The sequence below is a fragment of the Bacillus sp. z50 genome (assembly GCF_058313585.1).
The window spans coordinates 62275-80968 of record NZ_JBZFQL010000001.1 but is presented as its reverse complement, the minus strand read 5'-3'; the positions used below and the strand labels follow the sequence as shown (position 1 = coordinate 80968).

The following is an 18694-nucleotide window of genomic DNA, read 5'->3' as shown; positions in this document are numbered from 1 at the left end:
GAGAGCCTAATTGGCTCTCCTCTCATCCTTTTAAAACATTATTAGCAAATATTTGATCAACGATATCCATGACTTCAATAGAATCATGCCAAGTCATTTGTGGACTCTCAAGCACACCTTCTTGAAGGCATCGGCCTACTTCACGGATTTGATATTCAAATCCAGTTAATTCGAAAGGTTCTTCAATCGTCCATTCTTTATTTGGGGTGGTGATTGTTGCGGACTGGGCATTTGAAAAATACGGTATATAAATACTGCCGTCTGTGCCTAATAGACTTGCATCTTTTCGTGTATTTGCCCTTATCGTACAGTAAATTTGAGCAAACGATCCATTGTCATAGCTTAATTGTATAGTCCCATTTTCATCTACATCTGTTACTCCATATTGTAATGAGCTTTGAATCGATTTTGGTTTATTTCCAAGTAAATAAGCGCAATATGAGATAGGATAAATCCCGATATCTAATAATGCTCCTCCGCCAAGTTCTCGGTTAAATATGCGCCCCTTCGGATCAAATTCCCCTTTAAAACCGAGTTCCGCTCTCATGAAAGTAGGCTCTCCAATGACACCTTCCTTGACGAGGTTTCTTATTTCTTTATTAATTGGCATAAAGCGTGATTTCATCGCTTCCATAAAGAAGACCTTATTCTCTTTAGCAGCATGGATGACTTCTTGAACTTCTTCTTTATTCATTGTAACAGGCTTTTCACAAAGCACGGCTTTTCCATGGTTTAAACAACGAATCGCATTTTCTTTATGAAATGGGTGTGGAACAGCGATATAAATAGCATCAATTTGTTCATCCTGTATTAGCTCATCATATGTACCATAACAAAATTTTTCTTCAACCCCGTATTTTCGGCCAAATTCGAGCGCGTGATCCTTCGTCCTGGAGGCGACTGCTTTTAAAGTAACGCCATCCATTGCTTTCACCGTTTTCGCAAAACGTTCTGCTATGTTACCAAGTCCAATAATACCCCACTGAATTGTTTTCATAGAATCCCTCAATTTCGTTTATTTAATTTATAGAATATTTACATTCATTATAATATAAATGAATCATAGATGAGATAATTAGTAGTGGAAAGACCCAAAATAAAATAGCACACCAATCATGATGTACTATTTTATCCTATATTTTATATAGCCAACGCAGCTGTTATTTATTAAATTTATGACTCTTTGTCGCCATTTATAAGCTCGATTGCTTCATTTTCACTGGTCAGTGGTCTGTAGCAAACAAAATTTTCACATACATAATAGGTTTCCTGATCATTGACCTTGGAATAACCTGCCGCAAAATCAGCAACACCAGTAAATAAAGAGGAATCCTCGTTTGCCAGATAAGTTAAGTTTGGATGAAACTCCTTGTGCAAATGTGTGATAACGTTATTCTCTGAATCCGTACTTCCCAATACAACGACTTCCTTCATTTTCATTTGGGTTGTCATATACGCCATTAACATATAAGTATGACCCATTGGATAGTGAATCACATCATCGCCAAATGCGTCAAAAACGTTCTGTACCTTATCCTCCAATGAAAACTCACCAGTTAAACGAGCCAGCCTTAGCATTTGTAAGGTTGCGACACTATTCCCGGATGGTAATGCTCCATCATATACATCTTTTGGACGGATCAGCAATTCCTCATTATCCTCTCCATAAAAATAGAATCCACCATTTTCCCCATCCCAAAATAATTCGATCATTTGATGCGTAAGTGTTTTTGCTTTTTTGAGATAGGATAAATCAAATGTCGTTTCATAGAGTTCAATGTAAGCCCAAAGAAGATACGCATAGTCATCAATAAATCCTTCCTGCTTAACCTCACCATCTCTGTATCGGACCATGACTCTTCCATCCACGATTAAATTCTGTTCAATAAATTGGATAGCACTTTTTGCTGCAACCAGTGCTTCCTGATGATTGTAAACTCTACCAGCTTTGGCTAGAGCGGCAATCATTAATCCGTTCCAGGCAGTCAATATTTTGTCATCCTTATGCGGATGAACCCGCTCCTCGCGAACATTAAATAAGACTTTCCTTGCTTCCTCCAATTGTTTACGAACTTCTGCTGCGTCTAAATCATTATGAGCAGCAAATGAGTCAATTGGTTCACGAATTAGATTAGGAATATTTTCGCCTTCAAAGTTTCCTTCAGGGGTTATATCATAAACAGCGCAATATAATTCTGCTACGTCTTCATCAAGGTGATCAAAGATTTCAAAGTAGTCCCATATATAGAATTTCCCTTCCACACCCTCTGAATCTGCATCCTCCGCTGAGTAAAATCCGCCATCAGGATGTCGCATGTCCCGTAAAACATATTCAATGATTTGTTCAGATATCACTTGATGGCTATTTTCTCCGGTAACCTGATAGGCTTCTGTATACGCCATTAACAGCAAGGCATTATCATATAGCATCTTTTCAAAATGTGGGACTAAGTATAATTCATCAGTGGAATAGCGAGAAAACCCGTATCCGATATGATCATAGATTCCACCTCTTGATAGCCCTTCTAATGTCTTTAGCACCATATTCAATGCTTCCTGATCCTTCGTCATATGGAAGTAACGCAGCAGGAACATTAAATTATGTGGTGTAGGAAATTTCGGAGCCGAGCCAAACCCGCCATACTGTTCATCAAATACCCGCTTAAATTGTTGAACAGCTGCATTGATCGCAGTCATCGTTAATTTCTCACTCGATGTCTCCTGTTTCGGTGGCATAATTGCATCTTTAATCCGCTCACCTGTCATTTCGATTTTATGTGGCTCGTTAATATACGTATCGTGTAGCTGAGTAATCACATCTATTATTCCAGGACGGCCATAACGGCTATGCTTAGGAAAATAGGTTCCTGCATAAAAGGGGACCTGATCAGGAGTTAAAAACACATTGAGCGGCCAACCGCCTTGTCCCGTCATCACCTGGCACACGGACATATAAATCGAATCCAAATCAGGACGTTCTTCCCGATCTACCTTTATGGAAACAAACCGCTCATTTATAACCGACGCCACTTCTTCATCTTCAAAGCTTTCCCTCTCCATCACATGACACCAATGGCAAGTGCTGTACCCAATACTTACAAAAACTGGTTTATTTTCTTGTTTTGCCTTCTCAAAAGCCTCTTTTCCCCATGGAAACCAGTCTACAGGGTTGTAGGCATGCTGCAAAAGGTATGGAGATTTTTCATTTATTAGTCTATTTGGACTAGCTTTTTCATTCATATAATCATTTCTCCTTTTGAAATCAGGATTTTTTCATTTACACAAAGTTTTACCTTTCACCTTCACACGTTATGGATTTAACTTATCCTTTTTATTCAATACAGATCTTTCACTAGTATAAACTTAATTCCATTATTTATTGATTTATAAGGATTTTCATTCAATAAAAAAGGCATCCTAATTGGATACCTTTTTCTTTTCCCAGTAGTCAAGAATAGCTTCTTTTAACCATTTATTATTCGTTGTTCTTTCAAGACTATAAATCCATTCTTCTATATCAATTGGTAAATCTAATTCAGCTTTAATATCTACTTTATAAATTGGCATTTCAACTCTTCTTATATTTTCGATATGGATTCCGCTGGTTATTTTATTTGTAATAATCGTGATTATATTTTTATAAATTTATATATTATTATAATTAATATGATTTATAGACGATAAAAAAGACTTCATAATGAAGTCTAAGTAATATCTATTCCTCTATATTATTCTTATAAATATACAACCAATTAAAAACCCTATTACATCACATCGCTGGAGTAATAGGGTTTCCGCCAATAGTTAAATGTTTCATTTAGAAAAAGCTGGATGTTCCCAATAATTTTGAGATATATTTGGAATATTATCAGTTAAGAAATTTTCCCAATTAATCTTATCTCTAGTTTCTTTGTTGAATGATGATTTCATAACTATAGAATTTGAACTATTTCCATACTGATCTTGCATAGGAAATAATATATTAAAATCAACTGTGTCAATTCCTTCTACACCGTCTAAATCTTCTAATACATCTTGGGTGTCTAGCCACATACCTCTTCTTATCATATTAGTGGTTAAGTTGTCATTGCCCAAAACACGTATTAATACAAATTTTCCGCTAGCATTATATGTCACTTCTTCGAGATTTTCTTCCCCAAAATGTTCCTCTACTGCTTTTCTCACAATGTTTTCTGGTTTCTTAGCCTCTTCCGCTTTCTTAGCCTCTTCTGCTTTTTTGGCCTCTTCTGCTTTTTTGGCCTCTTCTGCTTTCTTGGCCTCTTCTGCTTTCTTGGCCTCTTCTGCTTTCTTAGCCTCTTCTGCTTTCTTGGCCTCTTCTGCTTTCTTGGCCTCTTCTGCTTTTGCTTCCTCCGTAGTTTCTAGCCCAGTAGAAGTGCCTTTATCGGTTTCAGAAGTAGTTGATTCAGTCGGAGGAACTGTTACCATCATTAATACAAAAAGTACTAAAAGAGCTATACCGCCTTTTTTCAAGACTTCTTTACGAGAAGACATTTTTATTTTCGTAGGTTTGATTATTCCAACAACAACTAAGATTGTCGCGACTAAAAAAAGTAATGTTAAAAATCCAAACAATTAAAGCCAACTCCTTGATGTATATTGTATATCATATGCGTAATCCCTACGTTTGTATATTTCGCATGTAATATCGATATAACTTTAGCATAAAAAATAATGATTTGCTCTCGGGGATTTTTGGTAAAATTCGATAGTTTGCAATATGTAAGTGGAGATATAAATGGACTGTTTAAATAAGTCTGATACTCAAAAGCGAGATAGAAAATAACTCATTTGTTCTGGTTATGTAAGTTTATGTGATTTCTGAAATACACATTGACAATAATAAATATTCGACGGATTACAGTATCTTATTGGCGCATACAAGGTGAAAAATAACTCCAAACAATCACCGTAATCATACAATACCTCATTACTTGTTATTATCTTCTAAAATAACGCAGAAAACTATTTTGTCTCATTACTACTAAAGCAACTAACATTTCCTCTAACTCTATAATCTTGGTACCGGTGTCTCTTAGACGGAATAGCATCTTTTGAATGCGCAAAAAAATTAAGAAGCTCAAAGGCTCCACTCATCTCAGCCTTCAAGCTTCCCTCCCTTATCTATACAGCAAATATTTAGATCTTAGTTTCATGAAGTCTTTCAAATCCTTTTCCCATTTCTGCTTGATTTGTTTTACGGATTTACCTGCTTCGATATCATCGCGAATCCAGCCGTTGCCGATAAGCAAGTCGAAATAGGAAATTCCTTTGCTGTCCTCTGTACGGAATTTGAAATCATCCGGATACATGTCATGAATGGTCTTAACGATATGAAGACCTGCCTCAAGAGGCACGAAATCATTATAGTCTGTTATATGAACCTGAACACCATGGGATAGGATTCCACTATGCTTCGAGAATGTCGGCGTGAACGAGGCTGCTCGGAATTGAACACCTTTTAAGTTTAGCTTGTTTAGCTCCTTTGCTAGCTCTGTTCCATTTATGAATGGGGCTCCGAGCAATTCAAAAGGTTTCGTTGTTCCGCGCCCTTCGGATAAATTCGTGCCTTCAATTAATCCTGTACCCGGGTATACATAAGCTGTGTCGAGTGTCGGCATGTTTGGGGATGGAAGGACCCATTCTAGTCCTGTATCTTCATAATTCATATGACGCTTCCAATTTTTCATTTTTACAACGGTTAAATCCGCCCCAATGCCAAATTCCTTGTTAAATAGTTTCGCGAGTTCTCCAACAGTCATCCCATGTCTGAGTGGGATTTCGTATTGCCCGATAAACGAAGCATATTCGGGTGCTTCAAGAATCGGTCCTTCCACCTTCAGTCCTCCTAGGGGATTCGGGCGATCAAGTACGATGAATGGGATTCCTTGTTCCTTTGCCGCATCCATCGCTAATGCCATTGTGTAAATATACGTATAGAAGCGTGCGCCTACATCCTGAATATCAAATACAAGTACATCAATATCTTTTAACATTTCCGGTGTTGGTTTACGGGTTTTGCCGTAAAGGCTGTATACAGGAAGACCAGTAGTTTCATCAATGTAGAAATCAACATAGCTGCCGGCCTGCGCGTCTCCTCTAACTCCATGTTCCGGGCCATATAAAGCGGTGAGATTGATATCCTCATCCTCATAGAAACGGTCAACAATGCTGTTAAGCTCTTGATCTACACCGGTCGGATTTGTGATGAGACCTACCCTTTTACCTTCCAGCAATTCTTTTTTATCACTTAGAATAACGTCGACGCCTAGTTCTAAATCCTTCTTTTTATGCTTGTCCTTTTGACCTGCTTGGGCGAAAGAAATCGTTGATAAAATCAGAATCAGTGTGAATAGGACAGCGAAACTTCTCTTCTGCATATAAAGCCTCCTTAGTTATCTAATTAGTAGGATAAACCATGGCCAAATGGATATAAAGTTTCCCCTTGCCCGTTCGGGATCGTGACAGGGAGTTTACCAGATGGATTTATTTCACCGAAAATGGCTGCTGCAGTTGCTTTAAAGCTTGCGGTACGGAAACCATATTGAGTGATATATGCATCAACCTGAGGAAAGGACATAATGTCATATGGATTACGAATCGCAACAGCTATAGAAGGCGCATTATAGTTGTCGGTAATATCATTAATTCTCTGCATTTGAGGATGGGTAGGTAACCTCATTGCTACATTTGATGTATGGCTGCCAATAATAATATAATCCGCCTGACGAAGCTGCTCCTTCTGTGCATCGGTCAGTTGATAGCTAGAAGGAAGGGTAATCTCCTCAGTGTTGGCATGCTTTTCTTTAATAGCGTTATATAATTCTTGGTTGTAGGTCATACCGATAACGACAATCTTTCCGGATTCCTGCAAGTCATTTAAAGGCAGGAGCTGATTGTTATTCTTGACGAGGGTAATAGATTTCTCTGCAGCTGTTTTCTCGATCGCCTTATGCTCTGGTGAACCAACGGTCTCAAGCGCTTTTTCGATTCTTTCTTCAAGTGGGTCTGGGGATTCTTCTTTAAAGATGCCCCTTTTGATTTTCAGTGACAGGATCCGTTTTACGGATGCATCAATTCGCTTTTCTTTAATATCGCGATTTCTTACTGCATCAAGGAGCCCATTACGAACATCCTCTAGTCCAACGGGCATAAGTACAATGTCCGTACCTGCCTTAACAGACATGATGGCCGCATCGACAGTTCCATAATGCTCGGTGATAGCACCCATGTTCATGGCGTCTGTAACGATCAATCCATCATAGTCCATTTCCTCCCTAACCAATTCTGTCAGAAAGCGGTGGGAGAGAGTTGCTGGTATAGAGACTTCCTCACGGGTCTTTTTGGAAATCACTTTCGTGTCATCTACCTTCGGAAAGGTGATATGCGCGGTCATGATGGCATCAACACCAGCATTCATCGCTTGCTGAAACGGGTATAGTTCCACTTCCTTTAATCTCTCCATCTCATATGGAACTTCTGGAAGTCCAACATGGGAATCAACTGCCGTATCGCCATGACCTGGAAAATGCTTGGCCGTTGCAATCGTGCCTGTTTCCTGCATGCCTTCAATATAAGCAGTTCCTAGTTCAGCGGTTAGTTTCGGGTCTTCACTGAAGGAACGGACACCAATGACAGGATTGTTACTATTATTGTTGACATCAAGCGATGGGGCAAAGTTTGTATTAATGCCAAGCGAACCGAGCTCCTCGCCAATGGCACGCGCAACATCTTTCGTGATTGTCCCAGACCGTGTAGCTCCTAAGGCCATATTGCCGGGCATATCAGTTCCAGATTGCAGCCTGGTCACAATTCCACCCTCTTGATCAATTGAGATGAGCATCCCATATTTCTCAGAGGCGAGCTGATACGCATCCACGAGACGAGCGGTTTGCTCAGTCGTTACAACATTTTCGCGGAATAGAATAACTCCACCCAAGTCATAATCCTTAATTTGCTGTTCTATCTCCGGCAGCATCTCTGTCACATTCTTGCCATCCCAGTTCCGGTAATCAGGCATAAGCATTTGCCCGATTTTCTCTTCTAACTTCATCTTGCTAACGGCATATTCAGCAAGCTGGTACCGTTTTTGCTTGATGGAGCGGAATGTTGCATTTCCCTTTTTATCCACTACCAAAAAGGCAGTGTCTATCTTTTTTCCCGATGTAGCAAGAATGACTGCCACTCCTGATTTCCCTGTAATCGTCAAGGTTCCATTAGAACTAATTTTCGCGATACGTTTATTTGCAACCGACCATTTTACCTTATTTGTCTTTGTAAAATGACCATCATGGTAGACGTTCACTGCCTTCATTTTGACACTGTTGCCGCTAATCGTTTTATCAACCTCATGCAGATTTTGATAGATTACAATATCTCGCACACCATCATTTGGATTTGCTGGTTTCTTAGTTTGGCTGCTGAATCCGGTCGTCAGGAATACACTCATCACAAGTATAATCAAGAACCATTTCCTATTTTTCAATATTAGCACCTCCCCATTTAATCTGTTCTACGTTCAAATCCATTGCTCTCGAAGGTCAGTCGTTCCTTCTTTCCATTTGTTTTTATGCTTGCGTCTTGTACATACCAGCCGCGCCCGTTCACGCTTTCATCAGTTTTATAGGAAAAACGAATAAATTTCGTGCCGGCAGGAATGAGGACATTCTCCTTCTCCCATCCATTGCTTTTTCCTGTGAAGCTTTGAATACTTGTAAATGCTTTTCCGTCAGTCGATGTTTCCAAATATCCATAATCACTCTCCTCTTCAATACGGAACCAGGTATCGAAACTCAAATAAGCATCTCTTTTTAAATTCACTTGAGCTGAAAGTGTGTTATCTAATTGATCTCCATAGCTCGCGAACCAAGCCATTTGTCCCTTTTTCACATTTATAGGTATGCTGTCTCCCACACCTCTAGCGAATGTTCGTCTGATAGGATTAATGGAAGGTGTATTTCGGGATGGATGTACCCGGTTTGTAAGTAAAATAGCAACAGTCTGATTAGATGGACTCATCACAAGAGCTGTACCGGTATAGCCCGTATGGCCAGCGGTGAATGTATCAGAAAGTGAATCCATGTACCAGCCCTGATTAAGCTCAAAGCCTAATCCATGGTCATTTCCTGGAAACGCAGTGTTATAGTTCTTCATAATTAAGTCAATCGTTTTCTTCTTTAGAATGCGTATCTTACCGTATTTACCATCATTTAAATATGCATGGGCGAGAATCCCTAAATCCTTGGCTGTGGAGAAGACGCCTGCATGACCAGCCACACCTTCAAGCGACCACGCATTTTCATCATGAACCTCGCCCCAGACAAGCCCTCTCCCTATCTTTGGCTGATATTCGGTTGCAGCTATACGTTTCTTTAATTTTGCCGGAGGATTATACATCGTATCCTTCATACCAAGCGGCTCTGTGATGGCTTTCTTAACAAACTCGTCCTGCCGGAGACCACTCCATTTCTCGACTAGCGCCCCAAGCGTTATCATGTTCAAATCACTGTATAAATAGGTGTTCCCAGGCTCGTTAATCAAACCATGTTGCAGTACGGACTGGATGCGGCTTTCTCGAGTGCCCTCTTGCATATAAAGAGGCATCCCAGCTGCAAAACCTGAAGTATGGGTTAAAAGTTGTCTGATTGTTATGTCTTCTTTGCCGTTTGCAGCGAATTGTGACAGATGCAACGAAACAGGGTCATCGAGTTGGAAAATTCCTTGCTCATAAAGCATCATGACCGCAGTAGTTGTAAAAAGCTTACTAATAGAAGCGATATCAAAAATTGTATCCGCTTTCATTTTAAGGGGTGTTTCAATTTCCGTGAAGGTATCATCCTGATAGAGAGCCGCAAACCCATATGCAGCTTTTTGAACAATATGACCGCTTCGTGCCACAAAGGTGACCGCCCCTGGAATTAAGCCGCTTTCGATGTATTGGCCGATTGTCACATCTATGTCATCAAGTGCAGACTGCTTCATACCTGCCATTCTGGCATTTGAAGGTAGGAGTATCGGTAGCATTCGACCAGGTTCGTCCCAATATGATGCATTGTCTAAATGTCCCTTAGCACTTGTCATCATTAGACCATCGGATGTGTTAAATGCAGACACAGCAATCATCGTGCTGAATGCAATTGAGGTGATTTTTTTCATATCATTCCTCCTCTTTTTTATCACAAAGCGAGTGATCAAAACGAAAGAAAGGTTGATGAAGGCTACGGAGATGGATCTTTGGGGGATTTATCTAGATAGATTCCTCTCACTCGAGAATACATCCATCTTTCTTATTTTTCTATCCGGCATAAGTACTTACTTCCATTATTAACCTTAGGTCTATCTTAATGTAACAACAATTATTTCATGAAAAAATGACAAGTTTCTGCATATTCACCTCATTCTTATTGCTTAGTTTACCTATATGGATATATTCATAACTAAGAGATCATTAGTTTCATTTACTTATATCTAATTTCTCAGCTAACTATTTTTATAAAAAAATAGATTTCTATATAAAAAAAGAAACTGCCAGTGAGCAGTTTCTTTCATCACAATGTAAAAACATGTAAAATTTTATTGAATCTGACTGGTCGAAACCATAAATCAGCAATATTTTCTAATTAAATCTCCCAATGTACGGTCTAGCGTGCCAATGTCCGACTTATCAAAAGTGAATTTAACAAACGATTCATCCATGTTTAATGATTCAGCTAAGAAGCTTGAGAAACCTCTTGCTCTTCGATCGATTTGAAGCAACACTCTTGCTTCGTTTTCCGTCAGCTGGAATACAGCTTCTAGTTCATCCAGCTTTCTCGCAAATTCACCGGATGTAGCTTTAAATTCAAATTCCTGAACAAACGGTAAGCCGTTTCTGAAATACGAAGGAGTCTTTTCACAATCTACCTGACGTAAGCGGAATCCCAATCTTCCTGCAGCATCAATGAATTCTCTTACAAGCTGATGTGGCTTTATTTCCAAAAAGTCTTTATCTTGAGGGTCGATTGCCATTTTAATATCCAAGCCGGTTTGAATCCAAACACGTGTACTTCCTTTTGTAACAGGGGCTTCATAAGGAATATTCAACTGAAAGGGCACCACTTTATCTTCATTTGAAGCGATTGTGAAGCGTTCAGTCAATAAGATTTTGTCCAAGGCAACAGAACGTCTAACCTTTTTATCATCAACTTCCACTACATAGTCAGTCATTAATGTTAAATAGATGTTATCAATATCCTGCTCGTTTTTTCCTCCCTTGATAAAAACCTCACCTTCGATTGTCTCACCGACAGTATAACTTTTTTTTGCAAGCTTTGTATCAACTTTGGCAGCACCGATACCTATGGATGACAGCAGTTTATCAAACATGATAATCCCTCATTTCCTTTTTATAAGTCTATTTTACTATACTTATCCGTAAAAATAACTAGTACAGAACAATTATAGATATTCAATGTAAAATATAATTAACTTATTGGGCAAAATCCCACTAGAGTTGATAGATAGACTGTATGAATACTATTGAAAGAGTTTATGCTAAGACTGTTATTTAGTTGGCCGGTGTTGATTCTAATATTTTTCAAATATCTTCTTTATTACACAATGGATCACCAACAGATTAATCTCTTTAATATTCTAGAAAAAATTCCTCTTTTAATACAAATGGCAATTTACAAAATGGGCGCTCTCTACTTCTATTCTTTTAGGCAAATGGTGTTTACAAATGTCCATCACTTTAGGACAGCGCGTATGAAATGGACATCCAAGCGGTGGATTTAATGGTGATGGAGGCTCGCCAAGAACTTCTATTCGTTCACTTTTAGTTTTCGGATCTACTGAAGGTACTGCAGAAAGCAGTGTCTGGGTATAAGGGTGTAACGGGTTATTATAAATATCATCAGTTACAGCTTCTTCTATTAAACTACCAAAATACATAACACCAACCCTGTCTGAGATGTGGCGAACTACACTTAAATCATGTGCGATAAAAATATATGTAAGCTGTAATTGCTTCTGTAATTCAATTAATAAATTTATAATTTGTGCTTGAACCGAAACATCCAATGCGGAAACAGGCTCATCACAGATGATTAACTCTGGTTCACAGATTAGTGCCCGAGCAATCCCTATGCGTTGTAATTGACCGCCAGAAAACTCGTGAGGGAATTTATATAAGCTTTCCGGTCCCATTCCTACGCTTTTCAGTACTTTAATGACCTTTTCTATTCGTTCTGATTTTGCGCCAACATTATGAATTGCAAGTGGCTCTTCTAAACTTTTTCCTATCCGTTTTCTAGGATTCAAGGATGAATATGGATCCTGAAATATCATCTGTAACATTTTACGATATTTTCGCATGTTCCTTTGGGATAGGCTTGATAAATTTATCCCCTTGAATACAACATCACCATTTGTTGGCCTTATTAAATTTAGGATGGTTCGGCCAGCTGTACTTTTACCACAACCTGATTCACCTACCAGACCATATGTTTCACCTCGTTCAATACATAGGGTGATATTATTGACTGCTTTTACAATCACTTTTTTTCCTAAGCTTTCATCTTTAAAATACTTCTCCAAATTATTCACTGTCAATAGAATATCTTTTGTATTATCATTCTGTTGCATATAATTCCCCCTCCTTTGCAAACAAACATCGGACACGATGATTTTCACTCAATACTTCAAATGGAGGATTCTTCTTTGTACACTCAGGGGTTACAATTGGACAACGAGGGGCAAATGAACAGCCGGCAGGTTTTTCAAATAAAGAAGGCACCATCCCTGGTATAATATGCAATAACTCTTTACGATTACCTTTTAAATCAGGAATTGATTTTAGTAACCCTATTGTATATGGATGCTTTGGATTAGAAAACAATGTTATGGCATCTGCCTCTTCTACTACTTGACCCATATACATAACAATCACTCTATCACAAATTTCCGCAACTACTCCTAAATCATGAGTAATCATTAAAATTGCCATATCTAATTCCTTGTTTAATTTCATTATTAGTTTAATGATTTGAGATTGAATCGTAACATCTAATGCTGTAGTAGGCTCATCTGCGATTAACAATTTAGGTTTACATGCCAGCGCGATAGCTATCATTATTCGCTGTCGCATACCTCCAGAAAATTTATGGGGATAGTCGTGTATCCGCTTTTCTGGTGAGGGGATACCGGTAAGTCGTAACAAATCAACTACTTTATTAGTGAGTTCAGACTTCGGAATATTTCGATGTAATACTAGTGCTTCCTTTATTTGATCACCTACCTTCATCAAAGGATTTAATGAGCTTATAGGATCCTGAAATATCATAGATATATCATTACCCCGTATGTCTTGCATTTTTCTCTCGTTAACTTCAAGTAAGTTTTCACCTTCTAATTCCACTTTACCTTCATAATTCACCAATCTGTCTTCATCAAATAATCTCATAATTGATTGTGCAGTCACACTTTTACCACAACCGGACTCACCTACTAAACCTACTACCTCACCCTTCTTTATCTGAAAATCTACACCCTTAACAGCAGAAACATTTCCTCTTTCTGTTTTAAAACTTGTCTTTAATCCAGTAACATTTAATAAGACATTTGATGACATAATTCCCCTCCTTTGTTAAATTACTTTTTCATTTTTGGATCTAATAAATCCCGTACTCCATCTCCCATTAAATTCAGAGAAACGACGCTTAGTACCACAAATATTCCTGGAAATACGACCATCCACCATGCACTGAATATCACCAGTTTTCCATCATACAAGATATTGCCTAAGCTTGGATTGGGAGCTGGTACACCTACTCCCAAAAAACTTAATGCAGCCTCCAAAATAATAACTTCCGCAAAAATATAGGTTGCCTGTACTATAAGGGGAGATAAAGCATTAGGAAGTATATGTCCAAAAATAATACGTAAATCACTAGCACCTAATGACATCATCGCCTCAATATATGTTTGTTCGCGGATAACTATGGCCGCAGAACGGATAATTCGAGCAATATAGGGTGTGAAAACAATGGTCAAACAAATAACAACATTTTTAATATCTGGACCTAATATCGCCATAACAGCAATCGCTAATAAGATAGATGGAAAAGCCATAATTCCATCACATATCCTCATTAAAAGATTGTCTAAGAATTTGTAATAACTTGCATATAGTCCAACGAACAGACCAAAAAGAGTAGATAATATAGTAACAGAAAGCCCTATAATAAGAGAAATTCGTAAACCGTACAGTATTCTACTAAATAAGTCTCGTCCTAAATTATCCGTACCGAAGTAGTGATCGCCATTTGGTCCTACAAGCCGATTCATGGCATTTACTTCGATAGGTGTATACCTTACAATCAAGGGCGCAAGAATTACAATTACCGTAATCAACAGTAAAATTGATACTCCAGTGACAGCAGCCCTTGTTTTAAAGAAGCGGGTTAACTTTATTCTATTGCGCTTTTTCAGTTCTGCCTTTTGAACTTCTTTAATACTACTTATAACGTTTTCTTGCATTCGATATCACCCTTTCTTTTACGAACGCTTGGAGGACAATCTAACGCGAGGATCTATAATACTGTACAAGACATCAATAAATAAATTGATAAATACATAGCAAACAGTTATGAATAATACAATCCCCTGGATAACAGAATAATCTCTTCGTGTTACCGAATTGACTATAAGTTGACCTATCCCTGGTATGTTAAAAATTGTTTCCACTACAGCAGCCCCAGCTACTAAGGAGGCAAAAGATTGGCCAATGACTGTTAAAATAGGAATAAATGCGTTTCTTAAAGCATGATAATAGATAATCCTTTGCTCTTTCGCCCCCTTGGCCTTAGCTGTACGTATAAAATTTTGGCCTAAAATTTCAAGCATGGATGAGCGTGTCATTCTTGTTATTAGCGCTGCCTGAAGTAATCCCAATGATACGGCCGGTAAAGTCAAATATTTAATATGCTCGATAATACCTTGATCCAATGGTTTGTACCCAGCGACTGGAAGCCATTTTAGAAGCACACCGAAAATCATAACCAAGAACAATCCAGATAAAAAACTGGGTAATGAGATGCCAAATAACGAAGCTGATGTTAAAATTTGATCAATTATTGTTCCTTTTTTTCGGGCTGCCAATATTCCAAGTGGAATAGCAATAACAAGAGCTAAAATTTGTGCATAAATAGCTAAAGATAATGTTGCTCCGAGATATTGAAAAAGAATTTCAGACACAGGTTGGTTACTAAAATATGATGTTCCTAAATCTCCTTTGAAAATTCCAGTAATCCAAACGAAATACTGTGTAACAATGGACTTATTTAACCCCATCTCTTCCCTAAGATTCTCTATTTGCTCACCAGAAGCCTCTTGACCTAAAATTGTACGGGCAGGATCTCCTGGAATAAGGTGTATTAATGTAAAAACAATAATTGATACGATTATCAACACAGGAATGATAGAGAAGACCCTTTTCATTAGATATATCTGCATATTATTCACCTCGATATAAACCTTGCTGATATTCTACCAGCAAGGCTATCAAATTTTATTCAGTGACTTTAACATTCCAAAAAATAGGTCCTTGGAAGAATTCTAAATTACTCACTTTTTTTGAACGGCCAGTTAATGTATAAATATCCCCAAGACTCGTTATAGGTAAAGATTCCCACATATATCCTTGGAGCTCATCCCACGCAGCTTTAGCATCTTCTCTTGTCGTTTCATTATCAATCTTAACCATTAATTTTGAAATTTTTTTATCATCTGTCCACCCTGAGTACGTCGGACTTAAATATAAGTAACTCGTGGGTGTGGTTACGGGGCTATATGACATCACGTATAAATCAAATTTATCAGGGTCATTCTCAATCTCTAATTGAGTAGCCCAATCGTATACATCTATACGTACTTTTACTCCTATGCGTTCAAGCTGATCTTTAATTACGATTGTTGCGTTATAGAATTGCGGATATTCTTTATTAGTAACCATAACTAACTCTTCACCGTTGTATCCTGCTTCCTTGAGAAGTTGCTTTGCTATCTTTTCATTTTTTTGATTATAATGTTCACTCCCGCTTTCTGAAAACCAAGCTTCTTGTTCTTCAAACATATAACTTGAACCCATACGATAGAACTTTTCATTTGTCCCTGCACCCATCATAATTTCATCTATATCCAATGTGGCATTTATAGCTTGGCGCATCTTTTGGTTTGCCATTAAACCTGTTTTTTTATTGTATACAATCGTTAAATCTCCAAGCAGCTCTGATTCTGATGCTAAATCAGAGTTATTTTCAATCATATCGAAGTCATCATAGGAAAGGGAACGAGCAATATGATACTCACCAGTCTGCAAGCCAGCCAACCGAGTAGAAGCATCTGTGACAATATAGAAATAAAGATTGTTGATAAACAATTCCTTCGTACCAGCCAAACCTTGAGATGGAATATCTATAGATTGATAGTCTTTAAATTTTTTTAGATGAATGTATTGCTCAGATTTCCATTCAATAAAACTAAATGGCCCTGTTCCAATAGTTTCAGTAACACCATTAGCGGCAGCATTATTAATTACTTCTTCAGGCATGATTGATGCTAACTGTTTGGCTCCAGCAATCATAGATTGAAATTCTAAAACACCTTTAGATAACTGAATTTCTACTTTATAATCGTCAACCTTTTTAAAACGTGCATCACCAACTACTGATTGAATTGTACCGAAGTTATCTATCCAGCGATTCATGGAAGCAACTACATCATCAGCAGTTAACTCCTTACCGTTATGAAATTTAACACCTTTTCGCAAAATAAAAGTAAATTTTTTATTATCCCCCGATTGTTCCACTTTTTCTGCCAACTCCGGTACTACTTCATATTTGTCATTTAAAACAACCAGCTGCTCGTATATATTTCGCGAGATATCTCGGGTAATTCCCGCTGTTGTTATATGAGGATCTAATGTATTCGGCTGCGCGTTGATTGCAACCTTTAATTCTGTTGCTTGTTTTTTTACATTTGAATCAGTAGCTGATTCTCCGCCTGATGAACAACCACTTAGGACAAAAGCTAAAATTAATATCATAAATAATAAATTTTTCTTCATAATAAAATCTCTCCCTTATCTGAAAATTCAGAAAATATAAAGCGTTTTTTTTCATAAAACTCGAATCATAATGCTATTTTAAGATGACTGAATTAAATTTAGACCGTGTCTAAGCGTTTAAATGGTCTTCCCATCTTTTTAGAATGGCCCTTCTTGACCACTAAAATTTCATTTTCAGCCAGCCTTTCTTTTTGAAGACTTCAACTGGAGTATTCAAAGAAAATTTACACCTCTCTTCTCTAGAGCGGATTTTGAACAAAGGTAGATTTAATTACTGATAATTTTAGAGAATCATCCTTCGTATGATACCATTTATAAAGCCATATCGATGACTATCCGCTTTGCCCTTCCTGATCTTAACAAATCAAAACCTTTGTTTATTTCATTTAGTGATATTCTATGGCTAATTAATTTATCAATAGGCATTAATCCTTTCTCATAAAGTTCTAAATATTTGGGAATATCCAGATACGGTAAAGAACTACCGATATAGGATCCCTTTATTATTTTTTCTTCAGTCGTTAAATTAATATATGGTATAAAAAGCTTACTTTCAAAATCCGGTAAACTGCTTGTAATATATGTAGCCCCTGGTTTTAGAAGCTTATAGGCTATATCAAATGCTTCTGATACACCTGAAGCATCAAAAACGAAATCTAACTTGCCTTCAAAATCATGCATTAATTGTCTAACAGAACTATGTTTAGAAGTATTAAATGAAAGATTTGCTCCCAATTCTTGAGCAAAAGCTAATTTTTCATCATTAATATCCATTGCAATAATTAGACTAGGTCCCATTACTTTACTGCCTAATAGCATGCTTAACCCAACACCGCCAAGCCCTACGATGCCAATATGACTTCCAGGAGGAATTTTTGCCGTGTTAATTACGGCACCTGCACCAGTAATTAATGCACATCCTGAAATAGCAACAACATCAAGTGATATTTTTTTAGGGACTTTAACGATTGAACGGGATGACATAATAGCATGTGTTGAAAAGGCAGATATACCAGCATGGTGTGAGACATGTTGGTCATCTACTATGATTTTCTTTTTGCCACTTAAAAGTGTTCCTTTTATATTTGCTTTTTTACCAAACGTACATAAAGAAGGTCTTCCCTTTTGGCAATACTCACATTGCATACAGCTCGCCAGAAAAATACATACAACATGATCACCTTTTTGGAAATTATGAACATCTTTTCCGGTTTTCATAATTATTCCGGATGCCTCATGCCCAAGGGCGATAGGATATGGTCTCGGGACTTTTCCATTAATAACAGATAAATCAGAATGACAAATTCCAGCGTATGCTATTTCAACTAGTACCTCATCATCATCAATATCATCTAGCTTTATATCCCTTACTTTTAGAGGTTTGCTTTTACTGTATGGAAATTCGATAGATGGATTATATAAAATTGCAGATTTCATCAAGACTCTCCTTTTTCTCAGCGTTTGTTACCACCCTTTATAACGGCTTTTGATACCTTGTTATATATATATTCTATAGAATAGCCAATATCCTATTTTATTAAAAAATCAGAATGGACATTTCACCTATCTTAT

General features: G+C 37.6%; 14 protein-coding genes. All 14 read right to left on the bottom strand.

Annotated elements, in window-relative coordinates; all coding sequences use genetic code 11:
* Window positions 1-22: 22 nt before the first annotated feature.
* On the bottom strand, window positions 23-997 hold the full coding sequence (locus AC4G3N_RS00375) for a Gfo/Idh/MocA family protein (RefSeq protein WP_140461454.1): 975 nt from the start codon (window positions 995-997) through the stop codon (window positions 23-25).
* A gap of 176 nt (window positions 998-1173) precedes the next feature.
* Entirely contained in the window at window positions 1174-3240 is a 2067-nt protein-coding gene (locus AC4G3N_RS00370) for a thioredoxin domain-containing protein (RefSeq protein WP_491089525.1), read from the bottom strand.
* A 177-nt stretch (window positions 3241-3417) separates the two neighbouring features.
* Window positions 3418-3567 (bottom strand): hypothetical protein, encoded by a 150-nt coding sequence (locus AC4G3N_RS00365; protein WP_491089524.1) that lies wholly within the window; start codon window positions 3565-3567, stop codon window positions 3418-3420.
* 246 nt (window positions 3568-3813) lie between these two features.
* Window positions 3814-4593 (bottom strand): hypothetical protein, encoded by a 780-nt coding sequence (locus AC4G3N_RS00360; RefSeq protein ID WP_491089523.1) that lies wholly within the window; start codon window positions 4591-4593, stop codon window positions 3814-3816.
* 545 nt (window positions 4594-5138) lie between these two features.
* Entirely contained in the window at window positions 5139-6398 is a 1260-nt protein-coding gene (locus AC4G3N_RS00355) for an exo-beta-N-acetylmuramidase NamZ family protein (protein ID WP_491089522.1), read from the bottom strand.
* A 23-nt stretch (window positions 6399-6421) separates the two neighbouring features.
* Window positions 6422-8506 (bottom strand): glycoside hydrolase family 3 protein, encoded by a 2085-nt coding sequence (locus AC4G3N_RS00350; protein WP_375138410.1) that lies wholly within the window; start codon window positions 8504-8506, stop codon window positions 6422-6424.
* Window positions 8507-8520: 14 nt separating this feature from the next.
* Complete coding sequence (locus AC4G3N_RS00345) at window positions 8521-10173, bottom strand: serine hydrolase domain-containing protein (protein ID WP_491089521.1); 1653 nt, start codon at window positions 10171-10173, stop codon at window positions 8521-8523.
* A gap of 447 nt (window positions 10174-10620) precedes the next feature.
* Window positions 10621-11382 (bottom strand): sporulation protein, encoded by a 762-nt coding sequence (locus AC4G3N_RS00340; protein WP_491089520.1) that lies wholly within the window; start codon window positions 11380-11382, stop codon window positions 10621-10623.
* Window positions 11383-11667: 285 nt separating this feature from the next.
* A complete protein-coding gene (locus tag AC4G3N_RS00335) occupies window positions 11668-12642 on the bottom strand; it encodes an ABC transporter ATP-binding protein (protein WP_140461448.1) in 975 nt (324 codons plus the stop codon).
* Entirely contained in the window at window positions 12629-13627 is a 999-nt protein-coding gene (locus tag AC4G3N_RS00330) for an ABC transporter ATP-binding protein (protein ID WP_140461447.1), read from the bottom strand. Before AC4G3N_RS00330 ends, AC4G3N_RS00335 begins: the two co-directional genes overlap by 14 nt.
* Window positions 13628-13647: 20 nt before the next feature.
* Entirely contained in the window at window positions 13648-14535 is an 888-nt protein-coding gene (locus AC4G3N_RS00325) for an ABC transporter permease (RefSeq protein WP_140461446.1), read from the bottom strand.
* Between the two features lie 18 nt (window positions 14536-14553).
* The gene (locus AC4G3N_RS00320) at window positions 14554-15510 is read right to left on the bottom strand and encodes an ABC transporter permease (RefSeq protein WP_140461445.1); all 957 of its coding nucleotides are present in this window, start codon (window positions 15508-15510) and stop codon (window positions 14554-14556) included.
* A 55-nt stretch (window positions 15511-15565) separates the two neighbouring features.
* The gene (locus AC4G3N_RS00315) at window positions 15566-17122 is read right to left on the bottom strand and encodes an ABC transporter substrate-binding protein (protein ID WP_491089519.1); all 1557 of its coding nucleotides are present in this window, start codon (window positions 17120-17122) and stop codon (window positions 15566-15568) included.
* A 312-nt stretch (window positions 17123-17434) separates the two neighbouring features.
* The gene (locus tag AC4G3N_RS00310; RefSeq protein ID WP_140461443.1) at window positions 17435-18559 is read right to left on the bottom strand and encodes an alcohol dehydrogenase catalytic domain-containing protein; all 1125 of its coding nucleotides are present in this window, start codon (window positions 18557-18559) and stop codon (window positions 17435-17437) included.
* Window positions 18560-18694: the final 135 nt, after the last annotated feature.